Annotated in this window: 15 protein-coding genes; 5 read left to right on the top strand and 10 right to left on the bottom strand. The window is 70.6% G+C overall.

The annotated features are described in order from the left end of the window. Positions 1 to 10: 10 nt before the first annotated feature. Positions 11 to 550, bottom strand: a complete 540-nt coding sequence (locus ACK41C_RS16660; RefSeq protein ID WP_409656495.1) for a sigma-70 family RNA polymerase sigma factor — start codon at positions 548 to 550, stop codon at positions 11 to 13. A gap of 211 nt (positions 551 to 761) precedes the next feature. On the opposite strand from ACK41C_RS16660, the gene egtB reads away from it, so the two are divergent. Further along, positions 762 to 2984 carry an ergothioneine biosynthesis protein EgtB gene (gene egtB / locus ACK41C_RS16655; protein ID WP_409656493.1) on the top strand — a complete coding sequence of 741 codons (2223 nt, stop codon included), beginning with the start codon at positions 762 to 764 and terminating at the stop codon, positions 2982 to 2984. 100 nt (positions 2985 to 3084) lie between these two features. Here the strand turns inward: egtB and ACK41C_RS16650 are convergent, their stop codons facing one another. The 4 genes from ACK41C_RS16650 to ACK41C_RS16635 form a co-directional block, all read right to left on the bottom strand. Then, a complete protein-coding gene (locus tag ACK41C_RS16650) occupies positions 3085 to 3303 on the bottom strand; it encodes a general stress protein (protein WP_409656491.1) in 219 nt (72 codons plus the stop codon). Positions 3304 to 3472: 169 nt separating this feature from the next. Next, positions 3473 to 4819 (bottom strand): sensor histidine kinase, encoded by a 1347-nt coding sequence (locus ACK41C_RS16645; protein WP_409656490.1) that lies wholly within the window; start codon positions 4817 to 4819, stop codon positions 3473 to 3475. Continuing rightward, a complete protein-coding gene (locus tag ACK41C_RS16640) occupies positions 4816 to 5565 on the bottom strand; it encodes a response regulator (RefSeq protein ID WP_409656488.1) in 750 nt (249 codons plus the stop codon). The genes ACK41C_RS16645 and ACK41C_RS16640 overlap by 4 nt, the downstream gene beginning before the upstream one ends. 47 nt (positions 5566 to 5612) lie before the next feature. Then, on the bottom strand, positions 5613 to 6275 hold the full coding sequence (locus tag ACK41C_RS16635) for an MBL fold metallo-hydrolase (protein ID WP_409656486.1): 663 nt from the start codon (positions 6273 to 6275) through the stop codon (positions 5613 to 5615). A gap of 142 nt (positions 6276 to 6417) precedes the next feature. On the opposite strand from ACK41C_RS16635, the gene ACK41C_RS16630 reads away from it, so the two are divergent. The 3 genes from ACK41C_RS16630 to hrpB all read left to right on the top strand — a co-directional run bounded on the left by ACK41C_RS16630 (position 6418) and on the right by hrpB (position 11924). Beyond that, positions 6418 to 7890: an alanine/glycine:cation symporter family protein gene (locus ACK41C_RS16630; protein WP_409656484.1), complete on the top strand. Its 1473-nt coding sequence runs from the start codon at positions 6418 to 6420 to the stop codon at positions 7888 to 7890. A 120-nt stretch (positions 7891 to 8010) separates the two neighbouring features. Continuing rightward, positions 8011 to 9450, top strand: coding sequence for a sodium-dependent transporter (locus tag ACK41C_RS16625; RefSeq protein WP_409656482.1), 1440 nt, complete (start codon positions 8011 to 8013; stop codon positions 9448 to 9450). Then, positions 9450 to 11924, top strand: coding sequence for an ATP-dependent helicase HrpB (gene hrpB / locus ACK41C_RS16620; protein WP_409656480.1), 2475 nt, complete (start codon positions 9450 to 9452; stop codon positions 11922 to 11924). Before ACK41C_RS16625 ends, hrpB begins: the two co-directional genes overlap by 1 nt. Positions 11925 to 11930: 6 nt before the next feature. Here hrpB and ACK41C_RS16615 read toward each other — a convergent pair whose 3' ends face one another. From ACK41C_RS16615 to ACK41C_RS16600, 4 genes are all read right to left on the bottom strand, one after another. After that, on the bottom strand, positions 11931 to 12422 hold the full coding sequence (locus ACK41C_RS16615) for a flavodoxin family protein (protein WP_409656478.1): 492 nt from the start codon (positions 12420 to 12422) through the stop codon (positions 11931 to 11933). A gap of 5 nt (positions 12423 to 12427) precedes the next feature. Further along, on the bottom strand, positions 12428 to 13219 hold the full coding sequence (locus ACK41C_RS16610) for a TrmH family RNA methyltransferase (RefSeq protein ID WP_409656476.1): 792 nt from the start codon (positions 13217 to 13219) through the stop codon (positions 12428 to 12430). Then, complete coding sequence (locus tag ACK41C_RS16605) at positions 13216 to 14115, bottom strand: class I SAM-dependent methyltransferase (RefSeq protein ID WP_409656474.1); 900 nt, start codon at positions 14113 to 14115, stop codon at positions 13216 to 13218. The genes ACK41C_RS16610 and ACK41C_RS16605 overlap by 4 nt, the downstream gene beginning before the upstream one ends. A 279-nt stretch (positions 14116 to 14394) precedes the next feature. Then, the gene (locus tag ACK41C_RS16600; RefSeq protein WP_409656472.1) at positions 14395 to 14613 is read right to left on the bottom strand and encodes a hypothetical protein; all 219 of its coding nucleotides are present in this window, start codon (positions 14611 to 14613) and stop codon (positions 14395 to 14397) included. A 310-nt stretch (positions 14614 to 14923) separates the two neighbouring features. Here ACK41C_RS16600 and ACK41C_RS16595 point away from each other — a divergent pair, with 310 nt between their 5' ends. Then, positions 14924 to 15559 (top strand): TetR/AcrR family transcriptional regulator, encoded by a 636-nt coding sequence (locus ACK41C_RS16595; RefSeq protein WP_409656470.1) that lies wholly within the window; start codon positions 14924 to 14926, stop codon positions 15557 to 15559. A 112-nt stretch (positions 15560 to 15671) separates the two neighbouring features. Here the strand turns inward: ACK41C_RS16595 and ACK41C_RS16590 are convergent, their stop codons facing one another. Then, the gene (locus ACK41C_RS16590) at positions 15672 to 17816 is read right to left on the bottom strand and encodes a transglycosylase SLT domain-containing protein (RefSeq protein WP_409656469.1); all 2145 of its coding nucleotides are present in this window, start codon (positions 17814 to 17816) and stop codon (positions 15672 to 15674) included. Positions 17817 to 17928: the final 112 nt, after the last annotated feature.

Here is a 17928-nt window from a genome sequence, read left to right as displayed (position 1 = left end):
CGCGAGGCGCCTACGCCTGGTTCGCCGCGGCGAGGTCTTCCAGGGCCATCACGTCCGTGGCGTCCTCGGCGTCCATGATCTTCAGGAGCCGCGCCCTGGCCCGGTTGACCCGGCTCTTGATCGTGCCCAGCGCGCAGCCGCAGATCTCGGCGGCTTCCTCGTAGGAAAGCCCCGCCGCCCCCACCAGGATCAGCGCCTCCCGGTGCTCGTCAGGCAGCTGCTTCAGGGCCGCGGCCAGGGCGTTCATGGCCACGCTCCAGTCCTGGGTGGCCGGGGCGCGCAGGTTGTTGGCGTATTCGCCGGTCTCGTCGCGCACCTCGCGGCGCCGGCGGATCACCTGGGTGTAGTAGGTGTTGCGCAGGATCGTGAACAGCCAGGCCCGCAGGTTGGTGCCGGGCTCGAACTTGTCGCGGTTGGTCCAGGCCTTGATCAGCGTGTCCTGGACCAGGTCGTCGGCGTCCGATCCGTTGTGGCTCAAGGACCAAGCGAAGGCGCGAAGGGCCGGGATCATGGCCACCACACTATCGCGCCATTCGCCGTCACTGCTCATGCTGGACCTCGATCCGCCCCGTCGCCCGAATGACCCTGGCCGGCCGTGCGCTCCGACCGCATTTGAACGCACGCGGAGTCCAACCGTTCCGGGGGTTGCGAACGGGACGGGAACACCCAAATTCGGAACCTGGGCTGCGTCCGCGACGTTCGGCCGCAGGCGTCCGGCGAGCGTCGCCGTCAAGTCGAAACCAGCGCGATTGGAGCAGCACATGAAGCCTTTGGGAGAGGCGGCCCCGGCCCCGTTGCGAGCCGCACGCGCACAGGATCCGGCCGCTCGCTACGCGCGCGTGCGCGAGGCGACCGCGGCGCTGGTGCGTCACCTGCCGATCGAGGACCTGACGATCCAGTCCATGCCCGACGCCAGCCCGGCCAAGTGGCACCTGGCGCACACCACCTGGTTCTTCGAGACCTTCCTGCTGGAGCCGCAGCTGGAGGGCTACCGGCGCTTCCATCCGGCCTACGCCTATCTGTTCAACTCCTATTACGAGGCGCTGGGCCCGCGGCAGCCCCGCCCCCAGCGCGGCCTGCTCAGCCGGCCGCCGCTCAGCGACGTTCTGGCCTATCGCGCCCATGTGGACGCCGGCATGGCGCGGCTGCTGGCCGAGCGGCCGGACTCCGTCGCCGGCCTGCTGGACCTCGGCCTCGCGCACGAGGAGCAGCATCAGGAGCTGATCCTGATGGACCTCCTGCACCTCTACGCCCAGTCGCCGCTGAAGCCCGCCTACGCTCGCGCGCCCGCCCTTCCGGTGGGCGCCGATCCGGGCCCGATGGGCGCGGTGGAGTTCGAGGGCGGCCTGGTGGAGATCGGCCACGCGGGCGCGGGCTTCGCCTTCGACAACGAGGGGCCGCGGCACACGGCCTATCTTGCGCCTTATCGTCTGGCCGACCGCCTGGTCACCAACGCCGAGTGGCTGGCCTTCATGGAGGACGGCGGCTACGCGCGGCCCGAACTCTGGCTGTCCGACGGCTGGGCGCTGGTCCAGGCCGAAGGCTGGCGGGCGCCGCTCTACTGGGAAGAGGGCGAGCGGGGCTGGCTGGCCATGACCCTGCAGGGGCTGCGGGCGATCGCGCCGCACGCGCCGGTCACCCATATCTCGTTCTACGAGGCCGAGGCCTACGCCGCCTGGGCCGGCGCGCGCCTGCCCACCGAAGCTGAGTGGGAGCACGCTGTCCAGGGCCTGCCGGTGCGCGGCAACTTCCTGGAGGATCGCCAGTTCGGCCCGTCGGCGGCCGCGCCGGGGCAGGGCCTGCGGCAGGCCTATGGCGACTGCTGGGAATGGACGCGCAGCGCCTACGGGCCTCATCCGGGCTTCCGTCCCGCCGCCGGCGCGGTGGGCGAATACAACGGCAAGTTCATGAGCGGCCAGATGGTGCTGCGCGGGGGCTGTTGCGTCACGCCGGCGGGCCATGTGCGCCCGACCTATCGCAACTTCTTCCATCCGCATCAGCGGTGGATGTTCTCCGGCCTGCGTCTGGCGTGGGACGCCGAGCCCCATTCTCGCCGCCGGCCGCGGGAGGACGGATTCGCCGCAGACGTGAAAGCGGGGCTGTCGCAGCGGCGGAAAGCCCTGCCGGCGAAGTACTTCTACGACGCCGAGGGCTCGCGCCTGTTCGAGGCCATCACCGAGCTGCCGGAATACTATCCAACCCGCACGGAGATCGCCCTTTTGCGGGACAAGGCCGGCGAAATGGCCCATGCCGCGCCGGACGGGGCGGTGCTGGTGGAGTTCGGCAGCGGGGCCAGCACCAAGACCCGCCTGTTGCTCGACGCCGCGCCGCAGATCGCGGCCTACGTGCCCATCGACATCTCGGCCTCGGCCCTGGAAGCCGCGGCGGCCTCGATCCGCGCCAGCTATCCGCACCTGGCCGTCGCCCCGCTGGTGGACGACTTCACCCGCGCCCTGCGGCTGCCGGCGGCGGCGGCCGAACGCCCGCGGCTGGGGTTTTTCCCCGGCTCGACGGTGGGCAACTTCCAGCCGGACGAGGTGATCGCCTTCCTGGCCGCCGCCCGGCGGCTCTTAGGGGCGGGGGCGGGCTTCCTCGTCGGCATCGACCTCGCCAAGGACGAGGCGACCCTGGTGGCGGCCTATGACGACGCCGCAGGCGTGACGGCGGCGTTCAACCTGAATCTCCTGACCCGCATCAACCGCGAGCTGGACGGCGACTTCGACCTCTCGGCCTTCGAACACCTGGCGGTCTGGAACCCGGCCGAAAGCCGGATGGAGATGCACCTGCGCAGCAAGATCGACCAGACGGCGACCGCCGCCGGCCGGACCTTCGCCTTCCGCGCAGGCGAAACCATCCACACCGAGAACTCCTACAAGTTCACGGTCGAGGGCTTCGCGAAGCTGGCGGAGGCGGCGGGCTGGAGGCTGGAGCGAAGCTGGGAAAGCCCCGAGCCCCGCTTCGCGGTGGTCCTGCTGCGGGCCTGAATCAAGACGCGGTCAGACGAAATCGCCTGACCGTTCCAGAATCTCGTCGCAGAGGATGGAGCGCGCTCCGAGCACGACGCCGGAACGCGCTTCGACCGCGTCAGCCTTCGGGCCGTTCCCCGCGGGTGCGGCCGCCGCCGCGGGAAGATTCCCCGCCCTTGCGGCCCGCCGAGGCCGCCAGGTCGCGGTCCTTGGCGAAGCTGCGCTTCTCGCCCGGCACGCTCGCCCCGCCCTTGCGGGCGATCTCGCGGCGGCGCTCGGGGTTCATGGCGGCGAATCCGCGGCGGGACTTCGGCTTGGCGTTGGGATCGAGATCCATGAGCGGCTCCTCGTTTTGCGTCGACCGGGGGAGGCGGGCTGACGCCTCGGGCGTGTTACGGTCAAGCAAACCCGCGAGATGCGGCGTAGGTTGCGAAGAAAATGCAATTCGTTCCGCTTAATCGCGGCGGAGCGTTTCGGCGCCGCCGCATCGGCCTTCGCCGGAGCCGTCAGAGCGGCAGTTGCACGCGCGCCGTCAGGCCGCCGCCGGCCCGGTTCTCGAGGGTCACGTCGCCGCCGTGGCTGCGGGCGACCGAGCGGACGACGGCCAGACCGAGGCCCGCCCCCCCAGTCTGCCGGCTGCGCGACGGCTCGCGGCGGTAGAACGGCTCGAACACCCGCTCGGCGTCTTCCGGCGGGACGCCCGGCCCGTCGTCCTCGATCTCGACCACGGCGAAGGCCCCCGCCTTGAACACCCGGGCGCGGGCCGCCCCGCCGAACTTCACCGCATTCTCCAGGAGGTTGGTGAACATCCGCCGCAAGGCCACGGGATCGCCGTGCAGCACCACCTTCTCACCGCGCTCCACCTCGGTGTCGGCGCCGGTCTCGGCCATCTCGTCGCAGACGCTCTCCAGCAGGGACGAGAGCTCCAGCGGCGTGCGCTCGGCCGCGCGGGTGGCGTCGCGCACGAAGGTGAGGGCCGCCGAGATCATCTCCTCCATCTGGTCGATGTCGGCCGCCATCTTCGCCTTCAGGTCGTCCGGCGCGCCTTCGATACGGAATCGCAGGCGGGTCAAGGGCGTGCGCAGGTCGTGGGCGATGGCGCCCACCATCGCCGTGCGGTCCTCCACATAGCGGCGCAGGCGCTCCTGCATCTCATTGAAGGCGCGGACGGCCACGTCGATCTCGGCCGGCCCCCGCAGCGACAGCGGCGGGGCGCGTGGATCGCGTCCGATGGCCCGGGCGGCGTCGGCGAAGATGACGATGGGTGCGGAGAGCCGGCGCGCGAAGACGTAGGCCACCGGCGCCATCACCGCGAGCGTCAGCAGGAAATAGAGCGCGATCCGCTGCTGCCAGGGGTCGAGCCCGAAGCCCCGATCGGGCCGCACGGCCAGCCAGCGGCCGTCGGCCTGGCGCACGGCCACCTCGAACGGCGCGATCAGGAAGTGCTCCTCGCGCTCGCCTTCACGGGCGATGCGGTCGCGCACGATCCGGAACACCCGCCGGTCGGAGATCGGGAAGCGGGACTTCGACCCGATCACCACGTCCCGCGCGGGCACGCCGAGCGCCCGGGCGAGTTCATGGCGGATCACCGGCGCCATCCGGCTTTCCATCGGCTGGGCGGGCGGCGCGTCGCGGGTCAGGATCTTCAGGGGCCGGCGTTCGGTGAAGGTGGGGGGCGCGCCACGGAAGGCCTGCACGATCTCGCTCAGACGATAGAAGTCCGGCGCCGGCGGCGGCAGGCTGAACAGCACGATCAGGCTGATCGCCTGGGCGGCGATCAGCGACAGCCCGATCAGGGCCAGAAGCTGGCCGAACAGCGACGCCGTCGGCCGCCCCGCCCAGGGCGCCGTCACGTGCGCTTCACCTTGGCGGTGAACATGTAGCCCTCGTTGCGGATCGTGCGGATCAGCTCCTGGCCGCCGTCGTCGAGCTTGCGGCGGAGCCGGCTGATCTGCACGTCGATGGCGCGGTCGAAGGCGTCGGAGTCCGGGCCGCGCGCCAGGTCGAGCAACTGGTCGCGGGTCAGCACGCGCTGGGGCCGCTCCACGAAGGCCCGCAGCAGGGAGAACTCGCCGGAGGAGAGGTTCACCACCACCCCCTGCGGCGAGCGCAGCTCCCGCCGGACCAGGTCGAGCCGCCAGCCGGCGAACTCGCAGCCCGCGCCCATGCCGCCGGCCTGGGCGCGCTGCTCGGCGCGACGCAGCACCGCGCGCACGCGGGCCAGCAGCTCACGCGGATTGCAGGGTTTGGCCAGGTAGTCGTCGGCGCCCAGCTCCAGCCCGACGATGCGGTCGGTGTCCTCGCCCATCGCCGACAGCATGATCACCGGCGGACCTTCGGAGACCGCCAGGCGGCGGCAGATGGCCAGGCCGTCCTCGCCCGGCAGCATGACGTCCAGCACGATCAGGTCGACGGAGGTCCGCTCCAGCACCTGCTCCATCTCCCGGGCGTCGGCGGCGGTCTCGACCGCATAGCCGTGCTTGCCCAGGAAGTCGGACACCACGTCGCGGATTCCCGGATCGTCGTCGACCATCAGGATGCGGGCGGTCTCGCGCGGGGCGGGCGCGGAAGGTTCGAGGCGCGGTTCCATCGGGGTCATTTTCGCGCCCTTGGGTAACGTGCGGATTTCACGGCTGAAAGAGGTTTTCAGCTCTCGGCCAGCACGGCGTCGGCGACGAAGGGGTTGGATTTGCGCTCCGCTCCGAAGGTCGACATCGGGCCGTGGCCGGGCACGAAGGCCACGTCGTCGCCCAGCGGCCAGAGCTTGCCGGTGATCGAGGCGATCAGGTCGCCATGATTGCCGCGGGGAAAATCGGTGCGCCCGATGGAGCCCTGGAACAGCACGTCGCCCACCTGGGCGAAGCGCGCCTCGCGATGGAAGAAGACCACGTGCCCCGGCGTGTGGCCCGGACAATGGAACACCTCGAACTGGGTTTCGCCCAGGGTCACGACGTCGCCGTCCGCGAGCCAGCGGTCGGGGGTGAAGGACTTGGCGTCGGGCACGCCCCAGCGCGCGCCGCTCTGGCCGATGTCCTCGATCCAGAAGGCGTCGTCGGGATGCGGCCCCTCGATCGGCGCGCCGGTCGCCGCCTGCAGAGCGGCCGCCCCGCCGGCATGGTCGAGGTGCCCGTGCGTGATCCAGATCTTCTCCAGGGTCAGGTCATGCGCCTTCAGGGCTTCCAGCAGGCGCGGGACCTCGCCGCCGGGATCGATGATGGCGGCCTTCCGGGTCTTGGCGCACCAGACGATGGTGCAGTTCTGGGCCAGCGGCGTGACGGGCGCGATCAGGGCTTTGATTGGGGGGTGCAAGGAATCCTCGGGGCGACGCTCGAAAAGGGATCAATTTGCGTTCATCGGCGGTATGCGCGGAATGTCGTGCCCCGCGACGGGCTGGTCAATCCGCCCCGCCTCGGCATAGGTTCGCTTTTTCGGCGTTCCGAGGGGGATTCGAATGGCCACAAGCCCAGGGCTTCAGCGCTTCTACGACGGGGTCACCAACGTCAGCGACTTCGTATGGGGCGGAACCTGGAACGGGGAGCAGGTGCTGCTCTTCCCCCCCATGGTGGTGATCCTGCTGGGCGTCGGGCTCTGGCTGATGGTGGGCTTGCGGTTCTATCCGGTCACTCACCTCCCTGCGGCGTTCGCGGGCCTGTTCAAGAAGGACAAGTCGCCCGAGGCGGGGGAAATCTCGCCCTTCGCGGCGCTCTCCACCGCGCTTTCGGGCCAGGTCGGCACCGGCAACCTGGCCGGCGTGGCCACCGCCATCACCCTGGGCGGCCCAGGCGCCCTGTTCTGGATGTGGATCACCGCCCTGTTCGGCATGGCTCTGGCCTTCGCCGAAGGCTCGCTCGCCATCCGCTACCGCGAGAAGCTGCCCGACGGTCCCTATCAGGGCGGGCCGATGTACTACATCCGGCACGGCCTCGGTAAGAAATGGCGCTGGCTGGCGGTGTTCTTCTGCATCGGCCTGCTGTTCTCCTCGTTCGCGACCGGCAACATGATCCAGGCGAATTCCTTCGCCGATTCCGTGCATGCCCTGACCGGCCTGCCCGACTGGGTCGCCGGGCTGATCGCCGCTGCGGCGGTGTTCGCCGTGATCATCGGCGGCATCAAGTCGATCGGCGCCGTGGCTGAGAAGATCGTGCCCTCCATGGCCATCGCCTACATCCTGATGGCGGTCGTCGCACTGGCTCTGAACCTGGAGGACCTGCCGGCGTCCTTCGCTGTGATCTTCGACAGCGCCTTCAACGGGCAGGCGGCCACCGGCGGCTTCCTGGGCGCGGCGATGATCATGGCGATCCGAGCCGGCGTCGCCCGGGGGCTCTTCTCCAACGAGGCAGGCCAAGGCTCGACTCCGATCGCCCACGCGGTCGCCCGCACCACCGACCCGGCCCGCCAGGGCCGCTTCGCCATGATGGGCACCTTCATCGACACCATCATCATCTGCACGGCCACCGGCCTCGTCCTGCTGACGGTCCAGGGCGCATTCCCCCACACCGGCCCTGACGGCGTCCAGACCATGCAGGAGCACGTCTGGACCTCGGATCTGCGCGGCTTCGCCATGACCGAGGCGGCCTACGCCGCGGCCTTCCCGCTGAAGGTGTTCGGCCAGGTCACCATCGGCGGGCTGATCGCCTCGGTGGCCCTGATCCTCTTCGTCTTCACCACCCTGATCACCTGGGGCTATTACGGCGAACGGGCGGCCACCTTCCTGTTCGGGCAGCGGTTCGCCATTCCGTTCCGCGTGCTGTGGGTGGTGATGATCTTCGTGGGCTCCTTCCAGGAGATCGATTTCGTCTGGCGCCTGGGCGACCTTTCGAACGCCGCCATGGCCTTGCCCAACCTGCTGGCCCTGGCCCTGCTTTCGGGCGTGGTCTTCGCCCTCGCCAAGGGGGACAAGACTGCGGGGCCCGACCACGAATAGGCGAAGCCGCGCTTCGGCTTGATCGCCGGGGCGCGGCCGTCCAAGGATAGCTTCGAGCGGCGGGCGAATGCGCCGGCTGCGAAAATCGCGCACAGCAAACGAGGCGCAGGAAGAATTCATATGGCAGGAAACGTGAACTCCGCGCCGGGCCAGGCCCACTGGTCGTCGCGCGCGGCCTTCGTGCTGGCGGCGGTGGGCTCGGCCGTCGGCCTGGGCAATCTGTGGCGGTTCCCCAGCGAGGCCGGCGCCAATGGCGGCGGGGCCTTCGTCCTGATCTACGTGCTGTGCGTCGCGCTCATCGGGGCGCCGCTCCTGCTGGCCGAGACGCTGATCGGACGGCACGGCCAGCGCTCGACCATCGGCAGCGCGGCGATCCTGGCCAAGCAGTCGGGCGCCTCGTCCGGATGGGCGGCGCTGGCGGTGATCGGCCTGATCGCCAACTTCCTGATCCTGACCTTCTACAGCGTGGTCGCCGGCTGGGTGCTCTATTACGTCGCCACCTCCCTGGGCGACGTGGCCGGGGCCGTCGCCTCGGGCCAGCCCTTCGCCGGAGCCTATGCCGGCCTGACGACCGAGCAGGTGAGGGCGCAGATGCCCGATCTGTTCGCCGATCCCGGCAAGATGCTGATCTTCCACGCCGTGTTCGCGATCATCACGACCTTCATCGTGGCGCGCGGCGTCAAGAGCGGCATCGAGGTGGCCGCCGTCTGGCTGATGCCGGCCTTCTTCCTGCTGCTGATCGGCATCACAGCCTATTCCGCCGTGGTCGGCGACCTCGCCGCCGCCGCGGCCTTCCTGTTCCAGCCGGACTTCCAGCGCGCCATCCAGCCCCAGGTGCTGAATTCGGCCCTCGGACAGGCCTTCTTCTCGCTCAGCCTCGGCGGCGGGGCGATGGTGGCCTACGGCGCCTACGCCTCGCGCGAGACCAACCTCTCCTCCAGCGCCGGGACCATCGCCTTCGCCGACACCGCCGTCGCCATCGTGGCGGGCCTGGCGATCTTCCCTATCGTCTTCAGTGTCGGCCTGTCGCCGGACGCCGGCCCGACCCTGATGTTCCAGACCCTGCCGGCGGCCTTCCACTCCATGCCCGGCGGCGCGCTGGTGGCTCTGGCCTTCTTCGTCCTGGCCTTCTTCGCGGCGGTGACCTCGTCGGTCTCCCTACTGGAGATCGGGGTCGGCTGGGTGATGGAGCGGTTCAAGCTCGGCCGGGTATTGACCAGCAGCCTGCTTGGCCTCGGCTTCTTCCTGATCGGGCTCGTCTCGCTCTTCTCCTTCAACATCTGGGCCGACCAGCGGCCGCTTCCGTTCCTGCCCGGCTTCGAGAACGCCACCTGGTTCGACGCCATCGACGGCGTCACCGGCAAGCTGCTCCTGCCGCTGTCGGGCCTGATCACCGCAATCTTCATTGGCTGGGTCGCGGACAAGAAGCTGGTGGACCCCGAAACCGGCCTGAGGCCCGGTCGCTTCCTGCCGCTCTGGCGGGCGCTGATCGCCTGGGTTTGCCCCCTGGCCGTCGCCCTGATCCTGCTGTTCGGCCTGTTCCCGCAGCTCATCAGCTGATGGCGGGCGGCGCGAGCCTCCCCGGCGAGGCGCTGCAACTGCCGATCCACGAGGCCCTGCCGGCCCTGAAGGCGACGCTCGCCCGGCGCAACGCCGCGGTGCTCGTCGCCCCGCCGGGCGCCGGCAAGACCACCGTGGTTCCCCTTGAGCTGCTGGATGCGCCCTGGCTCGCCGGCGGCAAGGTGCTGGTGCTCGAGCCCCGGCGCCTCGCCGCCCGCGCCGCGGCCCAGCGGATGGCCGCCACGCTGGGCGAGCGCGTCGGCCAGACCGTCGGCTACCGCGTGCGGATGCAGTCGCGGGTTTCGGCCCGCACCCGCATCGAGGTGGTCACCGAGGGCGTCTTCACGCGCATGATCCTCGAGGATCCCAGCCTCGAGGGCGTGGGCGCGGTGCTTTTCGACGAATTCCACGAGCGCAGCCTCGACGCAGATCTCGGCCTGGCGCTCGCCCGCGACGCTCAAGGGCTGCTGCGCGAGGATCTGCGGCTCCTGGTCATGTCGGCGACCCTGGACGGGGCGGCGGTTGCGCGCCTGCTGGACGATGCGCCGGTGATCGAGAGTCACGGTCGGGCCTATCCGGTCGAGACCCGCTATCTGGGCCGGGACGAGCGCCTGCGCCTGGAGGACCGCGTGGTCCGCGCCGTCGAACGCGCCCTGGCCGAGGAGAGCGGCAGCCTGCTCGTCTTCCTGCCCGGCCAGGCCGAAATCCGGCGAACCGCCGAGCTGCTGGCCGAGCGGATCCGGCGGCCCGAGGTGCGGATCGCCCCCCTCTACGGCGCCCTCGACCCCGCCGAACAGGACGCCGCCATCGAGCCCGCGCCGCCCGGCGTACGCAAGGTGGTGCTGGCCACCTCCATCGCCGAGACCAGCTTGACGATTCAAGGGGTGCGGGTGGTGATCGACTGCGGCCTGGCGCGGGTTCCGCGCTTCGACCCCGCCAGCGGCCTGACGCGGCTCGCCACCGTTCGCGTCAGCCGGGCCGCCGCCGACCAGCGCCGGGGCCGGGCCGGCCGCACCGAGCCGGGCGTCGCCTATCGCCTGTGGGACGAGGCCGAGACCCGCGCCCTGCCGGCCTTCGCCGAGCCGGAGATCCTGCAGGCCGATCTCGCGGGCCTCGCCCTAGACCTCGCCCGCTGGGGGGCGAAGGACCCGGCCGCCCTGGCCTTCCTCGACCCGCCGCCGGCCGCGGCCTTCGCGGAGGCGAGGGGCCTGCTGGAGCGCCTGGAAGCCCTGACCGCCGACGGCGTGCTGACACCGCACGGCGACGTCTTGAGCGGCTTTCCGCTGCCGCCCCGGCTCGCCCACATGGTGCTGAAGGCCGCCGAGACCGGCCAGGCGGCGCGGGCGGCGCGCATCGCCGCCCTGGTGACCGAACGCGGGCTTGGCGGACGCGACGCCGATCTGCGCCATCGGCTCGAGGCGTTCGAGCGGGATCGCTCGCCCCGGGCGCGTGACGCCCGCGCGCTCGCCGACCGCTGGGCGGGACTGGCTGGCAAGGGCGGGAAGGGCGATCCCCTGGCCGACGGCCTGCTGCTCGCATTCGCCTATCCAGAGCGCATCGCCGAGGCCCGCGGCGGGCAGGGAGAGTTCCAGCTGGTCACCGGCCGCGGCGCCTTCGTGGAGCCCACCGATGCTCTGGCGCGGGAAAAATGGCTGGCGGTGGCCGAACTCGGCGGCGGCGAGCGCCGCGACCGCATCCTGCTCGCCGCGCCTCTGGACGCAGCCGAGCTGGCTTCGGCCTTCGCCGATCAGTTCGAAACCGAAGAGCGCCTGGAAGAGAGCGGCGGCGGGCGCCTGCGCGCAAAGCGCATCGTCCGGTTGGGCCGCCTCGCGATCCGCGAGGAGATCGATGAGAACCCCGACCCGGGCCTGATCGCCGCGGCGCTGGCCGCCCGCGTCCAGCGCGAGGGGCTGGAGGCGCTGGCCTGGGGCGAGGGCGCCCGTTCCTTCCGGCAGCGGGCGCAGTTCCTGCGCGAGCGGGAGGGGGAGCCCTGGCCTGACCTCTCCGACGCCGCCCTGCTGGCCCGGCTGGATGCGTGGTTGACGCCGCTGCTGGCGGGCGTCCGGTCGCTGGCGGCCCTGCGGCCCGAGGTGCTGGATGGCGCCTTGCGCAGCCTGGTTCCCTGGGACCTCCAGCGCCGGCTCGAGGCGGCGGCGCCCCCACGCTGGACTGCGCCCACGGGCAACAGCTTCGCCATCGACTACGGCGCGGATGGGGGGCCTAAGGTGGAAGTCCGGGTGCAGGAAGTCTTCGGGCTCTCCGAACACCCGACCGTCGGAGGGACGCCGATCACGCTCGCGCTCCTGTCGCCGGCGCATCGGCCGATCCAGACCACCAAGGATCTGGCCGGGTTCTGGAGGGGCTCTTGGAAGGACGTACGCGCCGACATGCGCGGCCGCTATCCCAAGCATGTCTGGCCGGAAGACCCGGCCGCAGCCGCCCCCACCGCCCGCGCCAAGCCGCGTGGGACCTGATCGTCGTCAGAATACGCCGAGCGCCAGGCCGGCGGCCATGGCCGCGCCGAGCTCGACGCAGGGGGAGAGCTGGGCCTCGTCCAGATGCTTCTCCGCCAGGATCGCCTCCGGCGTCTGGGCCGCGGTGTTGACGATCAGCGGCTCGGCCACCGCTTTCAGGCGCCAGCCCGTGGCGATGCGGGCGATCTGGCGCGCCGCATTGGAGCCGTCGCTGCCGGCGCAGATCATCGCCGCATGGGGCCGGCCGTTCAGGCGCTCCAGCACCGGATAGTAGGTGCGGTCGAAAAAGGCCTTCATCTCGCCGGTCATGGCCGCCAGGTTCTCCGGGCAGGCGAAGATGTAGCCGTCCGCCGCCAGCAGGTCCGCCGCGCCGGCGGTCTGCGCCTCCAGAACCCGAACCTCTACCTCGCCCTGAGCGCGCGCCGCTTCGGCCGCGGCCTGGACCATCTGCCGGGTCCCGCCGGTCCGGGAGTGCCAGACGATCAGCAGGGTCTTCATCGGGGTCACGCCGTCGCGGCGTAGATCATGATCCCCGTGGCTACGGAGAGGTTCAGGCTGTCGGCCCGACCGCGCATCGGGATCTTGACGTTGACGTCGCACAGCGCCGCCATCTCCGGCGTCAGGCCCTGCTGCTCGTTGCCCATCAGGATAAGGGCGGGCTGAACATATTCGGCCTGCCGATGGTCGACCGAGGCGGTCAGCAGGGTGCCCACCACCGAGCCCGGCCAGCCGGAGCGCCAGCCGGCGAATTCCGCCTCGCTCGCCTTGACGATGGGAACGGCGAAGATCGAGCCCATGGTCGCCCGCACGGCCTCCACCGAATAGGGATCGCAGCATTCGCCCACCAGGATCACCGCCCCGCAGCCCGCCGCATCGGCCGTCCGCACGATGGTCCCGAGATTGCCGGGGTCCCGCACGCGATGGAGCGCCACGAAGCAGGGTGCGGATTGCGGCTTCAGCTCCGCAAGCGGGGTGAAGGCCTGGGCGAAGACGCCGACCACCGCCTGCGGATTGTCGCGCCGGGAGACCTTGGCGAGGATGTCCTGGGTGACTTCCAGCGCTTCACCGCCGGCGGCGCGCGTGGCCTCCAGGGCGCGGCGGAGCAGGGGATGGCCCTCGGCTTCGCGGCCGTGCATCAGAATGCGCGGAGCATGACCCAACTCCACCGCCTCGGTGACGATCTTCAGGCCTTCGGCGACGAACAGGCCGGTGGCGTCGCGTTCCTTGCGCAGGTGCAGGGCGCGGACGGCCTTCACCGTCGGATTCGTCAGCGAGGTGACCGCCCGAGCGCTCACGCCGACCACCGGGCGTAGAAGCTCATCCCGATCTGCCGGTCGGGCGCGTCTTCAACCAGCGCCAGCTCGCCCCAGTCGATGCGTCCGCCGCGTCCGGCCAGCTTCTGGGCCAGGAGCGAGGAGAGCGCCGGGCCGGAAATCCGCTCGGCATAGGCGTTGAGCAGCAGGAACGAAGCGTTTTCCGAAAGAAGTTCGGCGCATAGGGCGACAAGTTCGGGCAGATCCTCGAACAGCCGCCAGACCTCGCCGTCCGGACCGCGGCCGTACTTGGGCGGATCGAGCACGATCCCCTCATAGCGCGACCCGCGGCGAACCTCGCGCTGCACGTATCGCCGTGCATCCTCGACGATCCAGCGGATTGGCCGCTCCTGCAGCTTGGAAAGCGCCGCATTGTCCCTCGCCCAGCCCACCGCCTTCTTGGAGGCGTCCACATGGGTCACGGCCGCGCCGGCCGCGGCGCAGACCAGGCTCGCCACGCCGGTATAGCCGAACAGGTTCAGGATGCGCGGCTGGCCCTCCAGGTTGCGCACCCGCTCGTCCAGCCACGCCCAGTTGGCGGCCTGTTCGGGAAAGAAGGCCAGATGTCGGAAGGCGGTGAAGCGGCCGTAGAAGCGCACCTCGCGCCAGGAAAGCGGCCAGGTCTCCTGAGGCTTGCCCCTGAACCGCCAGCGGCCGGCGTCCTCCTCGTCGGTGGGGTCGAAGGCTGCGTCCGCCCGCGCCCATTCGTCCGCCGCCAGCCTGGGCGTCCACATGCACTGCGGCTCCGGCCGCACCACCGAGTAGGGGCCGTAGCGCTCGAGCTTGCGGCCGCCGCCGCTGTCGATCAGGGCGTAGTCGGTCCAGCCGGTCGTGCGCATGACGCCGGGCTTCTCGGCGACGACGGGGGTCTTGTCCATGCCGCTGGACTAGCCCCTGCAAGGCCTCGCCGTCCAGGGCGGGAGTCCTCCTCTCCCGCAAGCGGGAGAGGACAGGCCGTCAGGCCAGGTGAGGGCGAGCGGGCGAAGCCTGCGAGGGCGGCGGAGCCGCTGGCGCCGTCAGGCGCCACCCCTTCAACGCATCAGGATTAGGCGCCGCTTCGCGCCGCCCGCCTAGCGGCGGCCTCGGCTGCGCCTCGCCCTCACCCGTCCTTCGGACACCCTCTCCCGCATGGCGGGAGAGGGACGAAGGGGCAGGGATCAGCTCTGCAGCGCGGTCTCGGTGGCCTCGATCTCGTCGCGGATCCAGTCGTGGCCGTTGGTGGAGAGCACCCCGTCGATGGCGGCGATGTGCACGCGCAGCCGGTCGCGGATTTCCGGGTCCACGTCCGAGCGGCCGGACATCCATTTGGCGATCAGGTGAAGGCCGAAGGCGCTGTGCAGGGCCAGGCGTTCCAGTTGGTCGTCGGGCAGTCTCATGATCCCTCCTTTTCGAAGGCGGACGTGCGGGCCCCAGTGGGCGCTCGCCCTCCCGCTCCGTCAACAATGGACGACGGCCGCGGTTGGTTCGCGCCGGCCGCCCGGCGCCACCAAATTGTCGCAATCGGCCGCCCACGGGGTTGCCTCCGCGGTGGTTTTGGTTTCCGCTGCAAGCCAGAGGGCGTTCCGCAAAGGTGGATCTGGCTTTGTGAGCAGAACGCGCGCAAGTTTTTGAATTGAGGGCACGATTCAACGTTCGGATGAGTCTATCCGACCGCATCGCGCTCTAGGGGGAAGTGGAAGGTATCTCGTGTCGACGGTTGCAGCTCCGAAACGCTCGGCCCGTAAGCCGAAAGGCGACGGCCATCTGCGCCGGGCCGAGATCCTGGCCGCCGCGGAGCGGATTTTCGTGGCCGAGGGCTATGAGGGCGCCACCATCCGCAAGATCGCCGACGAGGTGGGCGTGTCCTCCACGGCGCTCTACATGCACTTTCCCGACAAGGGCTGCATCCTGCTGGAGATCTGCGAAGGAACGATCCTTCAACTCCTGGAGCGCAACGCCGAGATTGCAGCCATGCCGCTCGATCCGGTCACTCGGGTGCGCCGGATGCTGGACGCCTACATGCGCTGGGGCCTGGAGCATCCGAACGCTTACGAACTGGTCTTCACCCACGTCCGGCAGCTCTCGGCGATCGTCAATGAAGAGACGACCGCCGCCGACCTGGGCGCGCGCTGCTACGAGATATTTTCCGGCGTGGTGCGCGAGATCGCCGCCGAGGGCCGCCTGCGCACCGGCACGGCCGATTCCGCGGCCCAGGCGCTCTGGGCCTCCTGCCACGGCGTCGTCACGCTCCTGATCAACCGCCCGAACTTCGAATGGGCGCCGACCGACGAGCTCCTTTCGGTCACCCTCGACGGCTTGATGCACGGCCTGGTGGCCGACTGAGCCCAGAGCGCGTTCCGCAAAAGTGGAACCCGGTCTTGCGAACAGAACGCGCTCAAGCTTTAGAATCGAGAGCACGATGCGGTCGGACGAGTACGTCTGACCGCATCGTGCTCTACGGATTCGGAACCGGCCTGCTGGCCCCGCCGATCGGCAACGGCGCGGGCGGGGGCTCGATCGGACCGGCATAGGCGGTTCCGTAGCCGCCGCGCTTCAGGTCGGCGGTCAGGGTGACGGGGGCCTGGCCGCCGGCGGCCTTGGCGCGATAGACCTGCATGCCCTCCATCACCCGCATCACGTAGTTCCGGGTCTCGGAGAACGGGATGCACTCGACGAAGTCGATCGGGTCCACGGCCGAGGTGCGGGGGTCGCCGCAGAAGCCGATCCATTGGGCGGGCCGCCCGGGCCCGGCGTTGTAGGCGGCGATGGCCATCGGATAGGAGCCGGAGAAGGTGCTCAGCATCTGCGCCAGATAGGTCTGGCCGAGCTGCATGTTGTAGTCCGGGTCGTCCAGCAGGTTCGCCGAATAGTTCACGCCGATCCGTTTGGCCGTCAGCTGCGCCGTGGCCGGCATCAGCTGCATCATGCCCCGCGCGCCCACATGCGAGCGCACCATCGGGTCGAAGCCGCTTTCCTGACGGGTGATCCCCATGGTGAGGGCCAGTTCGGGCGCGCCCGGCACGAACGGCGCATTGCGCACCGGATAGCCGCGGTCGGGCAGAATGAAGCCGCGCTGGGCGGCGGTGCGCACGACCTTCATCGAGGTGTCCTGGTCGCCGTACCCGCGGGCCAGGTCGACCAGCAGGGCCAGCTCCTCCGCCGTCGGCAGGACATCGTCCAGGGCCAGGACGAAGGCGCGGAACAGGTCGCGCTCGCCGATCTCCTGCAGCAGGCGCGCGGCGCGCACCGTCTCGCGGCCTTCGAACCGGGCGCGGTCGGCCGCCGCGATCGGCGGGTCCGCCCCCAGCGTCAGCGGCTGGCCGAGCTTCTCGGCGGCGAGCTGGCCGTAGAAGGTGGTGCCGAACTGGGCCGAAGCCTGGTACCAGCGCTGGGCGGCGGCCTGGTCGCCGCGCGCCTCGGCCGCCCGGCCGCGCCAGTAGAGGGCGCGCCCGCGGGTGATCGGCGAGGAACCGATTTTCTCAAGGTTCGCGAAGTGGACGTCGGCGCGGGCCGGGTCCTTCAGCTTCGAAAGCGCGATCCAGCCGGCGTAGAATTCCGCATCGGCCGCGTCGCCGCCCGAGGTCAGGCCTGAATCGGCGGCGGCCGCATAGGCGTTGCGATGATCGCCGCTGCGGATGGAAGCCAGGATCAGCGGATAGCGGATGCTCCAGGCGCGCGAGGCCATGTCCGAGTGATGGACCTCGCGCGGCATCAGGCGAAGCTGCTCGACGGCCAGGGTGTCGAGCCCGCGCTTGCGGAAGAAGCCGGCACGCTCGAAGGCGAGGCCGGTATGAGACTGCAGGTGCGCCGGGACCGCGCTCGCCAGGGTGTTGGCGTTGGCTTCGTTGGCGCGCAGGGCGATCCGCGCCTGGGCCAGCTGCTGGTGATCGGCCGGCAGCAGGGCGATCATCTCCCGCGCCGCGGGGCCTTGCGGGCCATAGAGCAGGATGTCGGCCCGGCGGATGTGATCCTCCGGCGTCAGCCAGGCGCCGTAGCGCGCCAGCATGGCCCGTTGGGCGGGCGCCTCGAAGACCTTGTCGCGCCAGAAGCTGCGGATCAGGGCCTGGGCTTCGGCCGTACGCCCCGTCGCCTCGTAGGCGGAGGCGAGCGCCATGGCGCCCTCGGCCGTCTGCGGCTCGGCCCCGCCGAACCAGGCCAGGATCGCCTGCGGCGATTGGCCCGAGGTCGCCAAGAGCTTCTCCGCGGCCAATTGCCGCCGCTGACCCCGCGGCCAGCCGGCCAGGTCGCGTCGCGCCTGATCGATCTCGAAGAAGCCGATCGATTCGGCGGCCGCGTCGGCCAGGGCCCAGGTCGCCACCTTCCGCGCCACCGGATCGCTCAGACTGGCCATGGCGGCGCGCGCGCCGGAGATGTCGTTCCGGCGGGCGGCGGCCAGCGCCGTACGCAGCGCCGCGGCCTCGGCGTCCGACACCGGGCGATGGCGGGCCACCTGCGGAGTCTGCGTCAGCTCAAGGGGTTTGGGGCCCTCGGTCGCCTGGTGGGGGGCGGCCGGGGCGCGGGCCGTCTGGGCCTGGGCGACCGTCGTGAGGGCCAGGATGGAGGCGGCGGCGAGGAACGCTTTGCGGGCCTTGGAGGGCAAGTTATGTCTCCGGTCACGCGTAAGGGGCACGAGTATCAGGTTGCGGCGCGGGGGCAGGCGGACATATTGTCCGGCCAAATCTTGAGGCGAGAATAATCCGCCTTCAAATCAC

It is taken from the genome of Phenylobacterium sp., assembly GCF_046290725.1.
Lineage (GTDB): Bacteria > Pseudomonadota > Alphaproteobacteria > Caulobacterales > Caulobacteraceae > Phenylobacterium.
The sequence above is the reverse complement of the archived record's forward strand: the minus strand, read 5'-3'. Positions and strand labels throughout refer to the sequence as shown.

Coding starts and splice junctions, on each gene's coding strand:
- ACK41C_RS16660 (WP_409656495.1), bottom strand. CDS start 550: ATGAGCAGTGACGGCGAATGGCGCGATAGTGTGGTGGCCATGATCCCG.
- egtB (WP_409656493.1), top strand. CDS start 762: ATGAAGCCTTTGGGAGAGGCGGCCCCGGCCCCGTTGCGAGCCGCACGC.
- ACK41C_RS16650 (WP_409656491.1), bottom strand. CDS start 3,303: ATGGATCTCGATCCCAACGCCAAGCCGAAGTCCCGCCGCGGATTCGCC.
- ACK41C_RS16640 (WP_409656488.1), bottom strand. CDS start 5,565: ATGACCCCGATGGAACCGCGCCTCGAACCTTCCGCGCCCGCCCCGCGC.
- ACK41C_RS16630 (WP_409656484.1), top strand. CDS start 6,418: ATGGCCACAAGCCCAGGGCTTCAGCGCTTCTACGACGGGGTCACCAAC.
- ACK41C_RS16625 (WP_409656482.1), top strand. CDS start 8,011: ATGGCAGGAAACGTGAACTCCGCGCCGGGCCAGGCCCACTGGTCGTCG.
- hrpB (WP_409656480.1), top strand. CDS start 9,450: ATGGCGGGCGGCGCGAGCCTCCCCGGCGAGGCGCTGCAACTGCCGATC.
- ACK41C_RS16615 (WP_409656478.1), bottom strand. CDS start 12,422: ATGAAGACCCTGCTGATCGTCTGGCACTCCCGGACCGGCGGGACCCGG.
- ACK41C_RS16605 (WP_409656474.1), bottom strand. CDS start 14,115: ATGGACAAGACCCCCGTCGTCGCCGAGAAGCCCGGCGTCATGCGCACG.
- ACK41C_RS16600 (WP_409656472.1), bottom strand. CDS start 14,613: ATGAGACTGCCCGACGACCAACTGGAACGCCTGGCCCTGCACAGCGCC.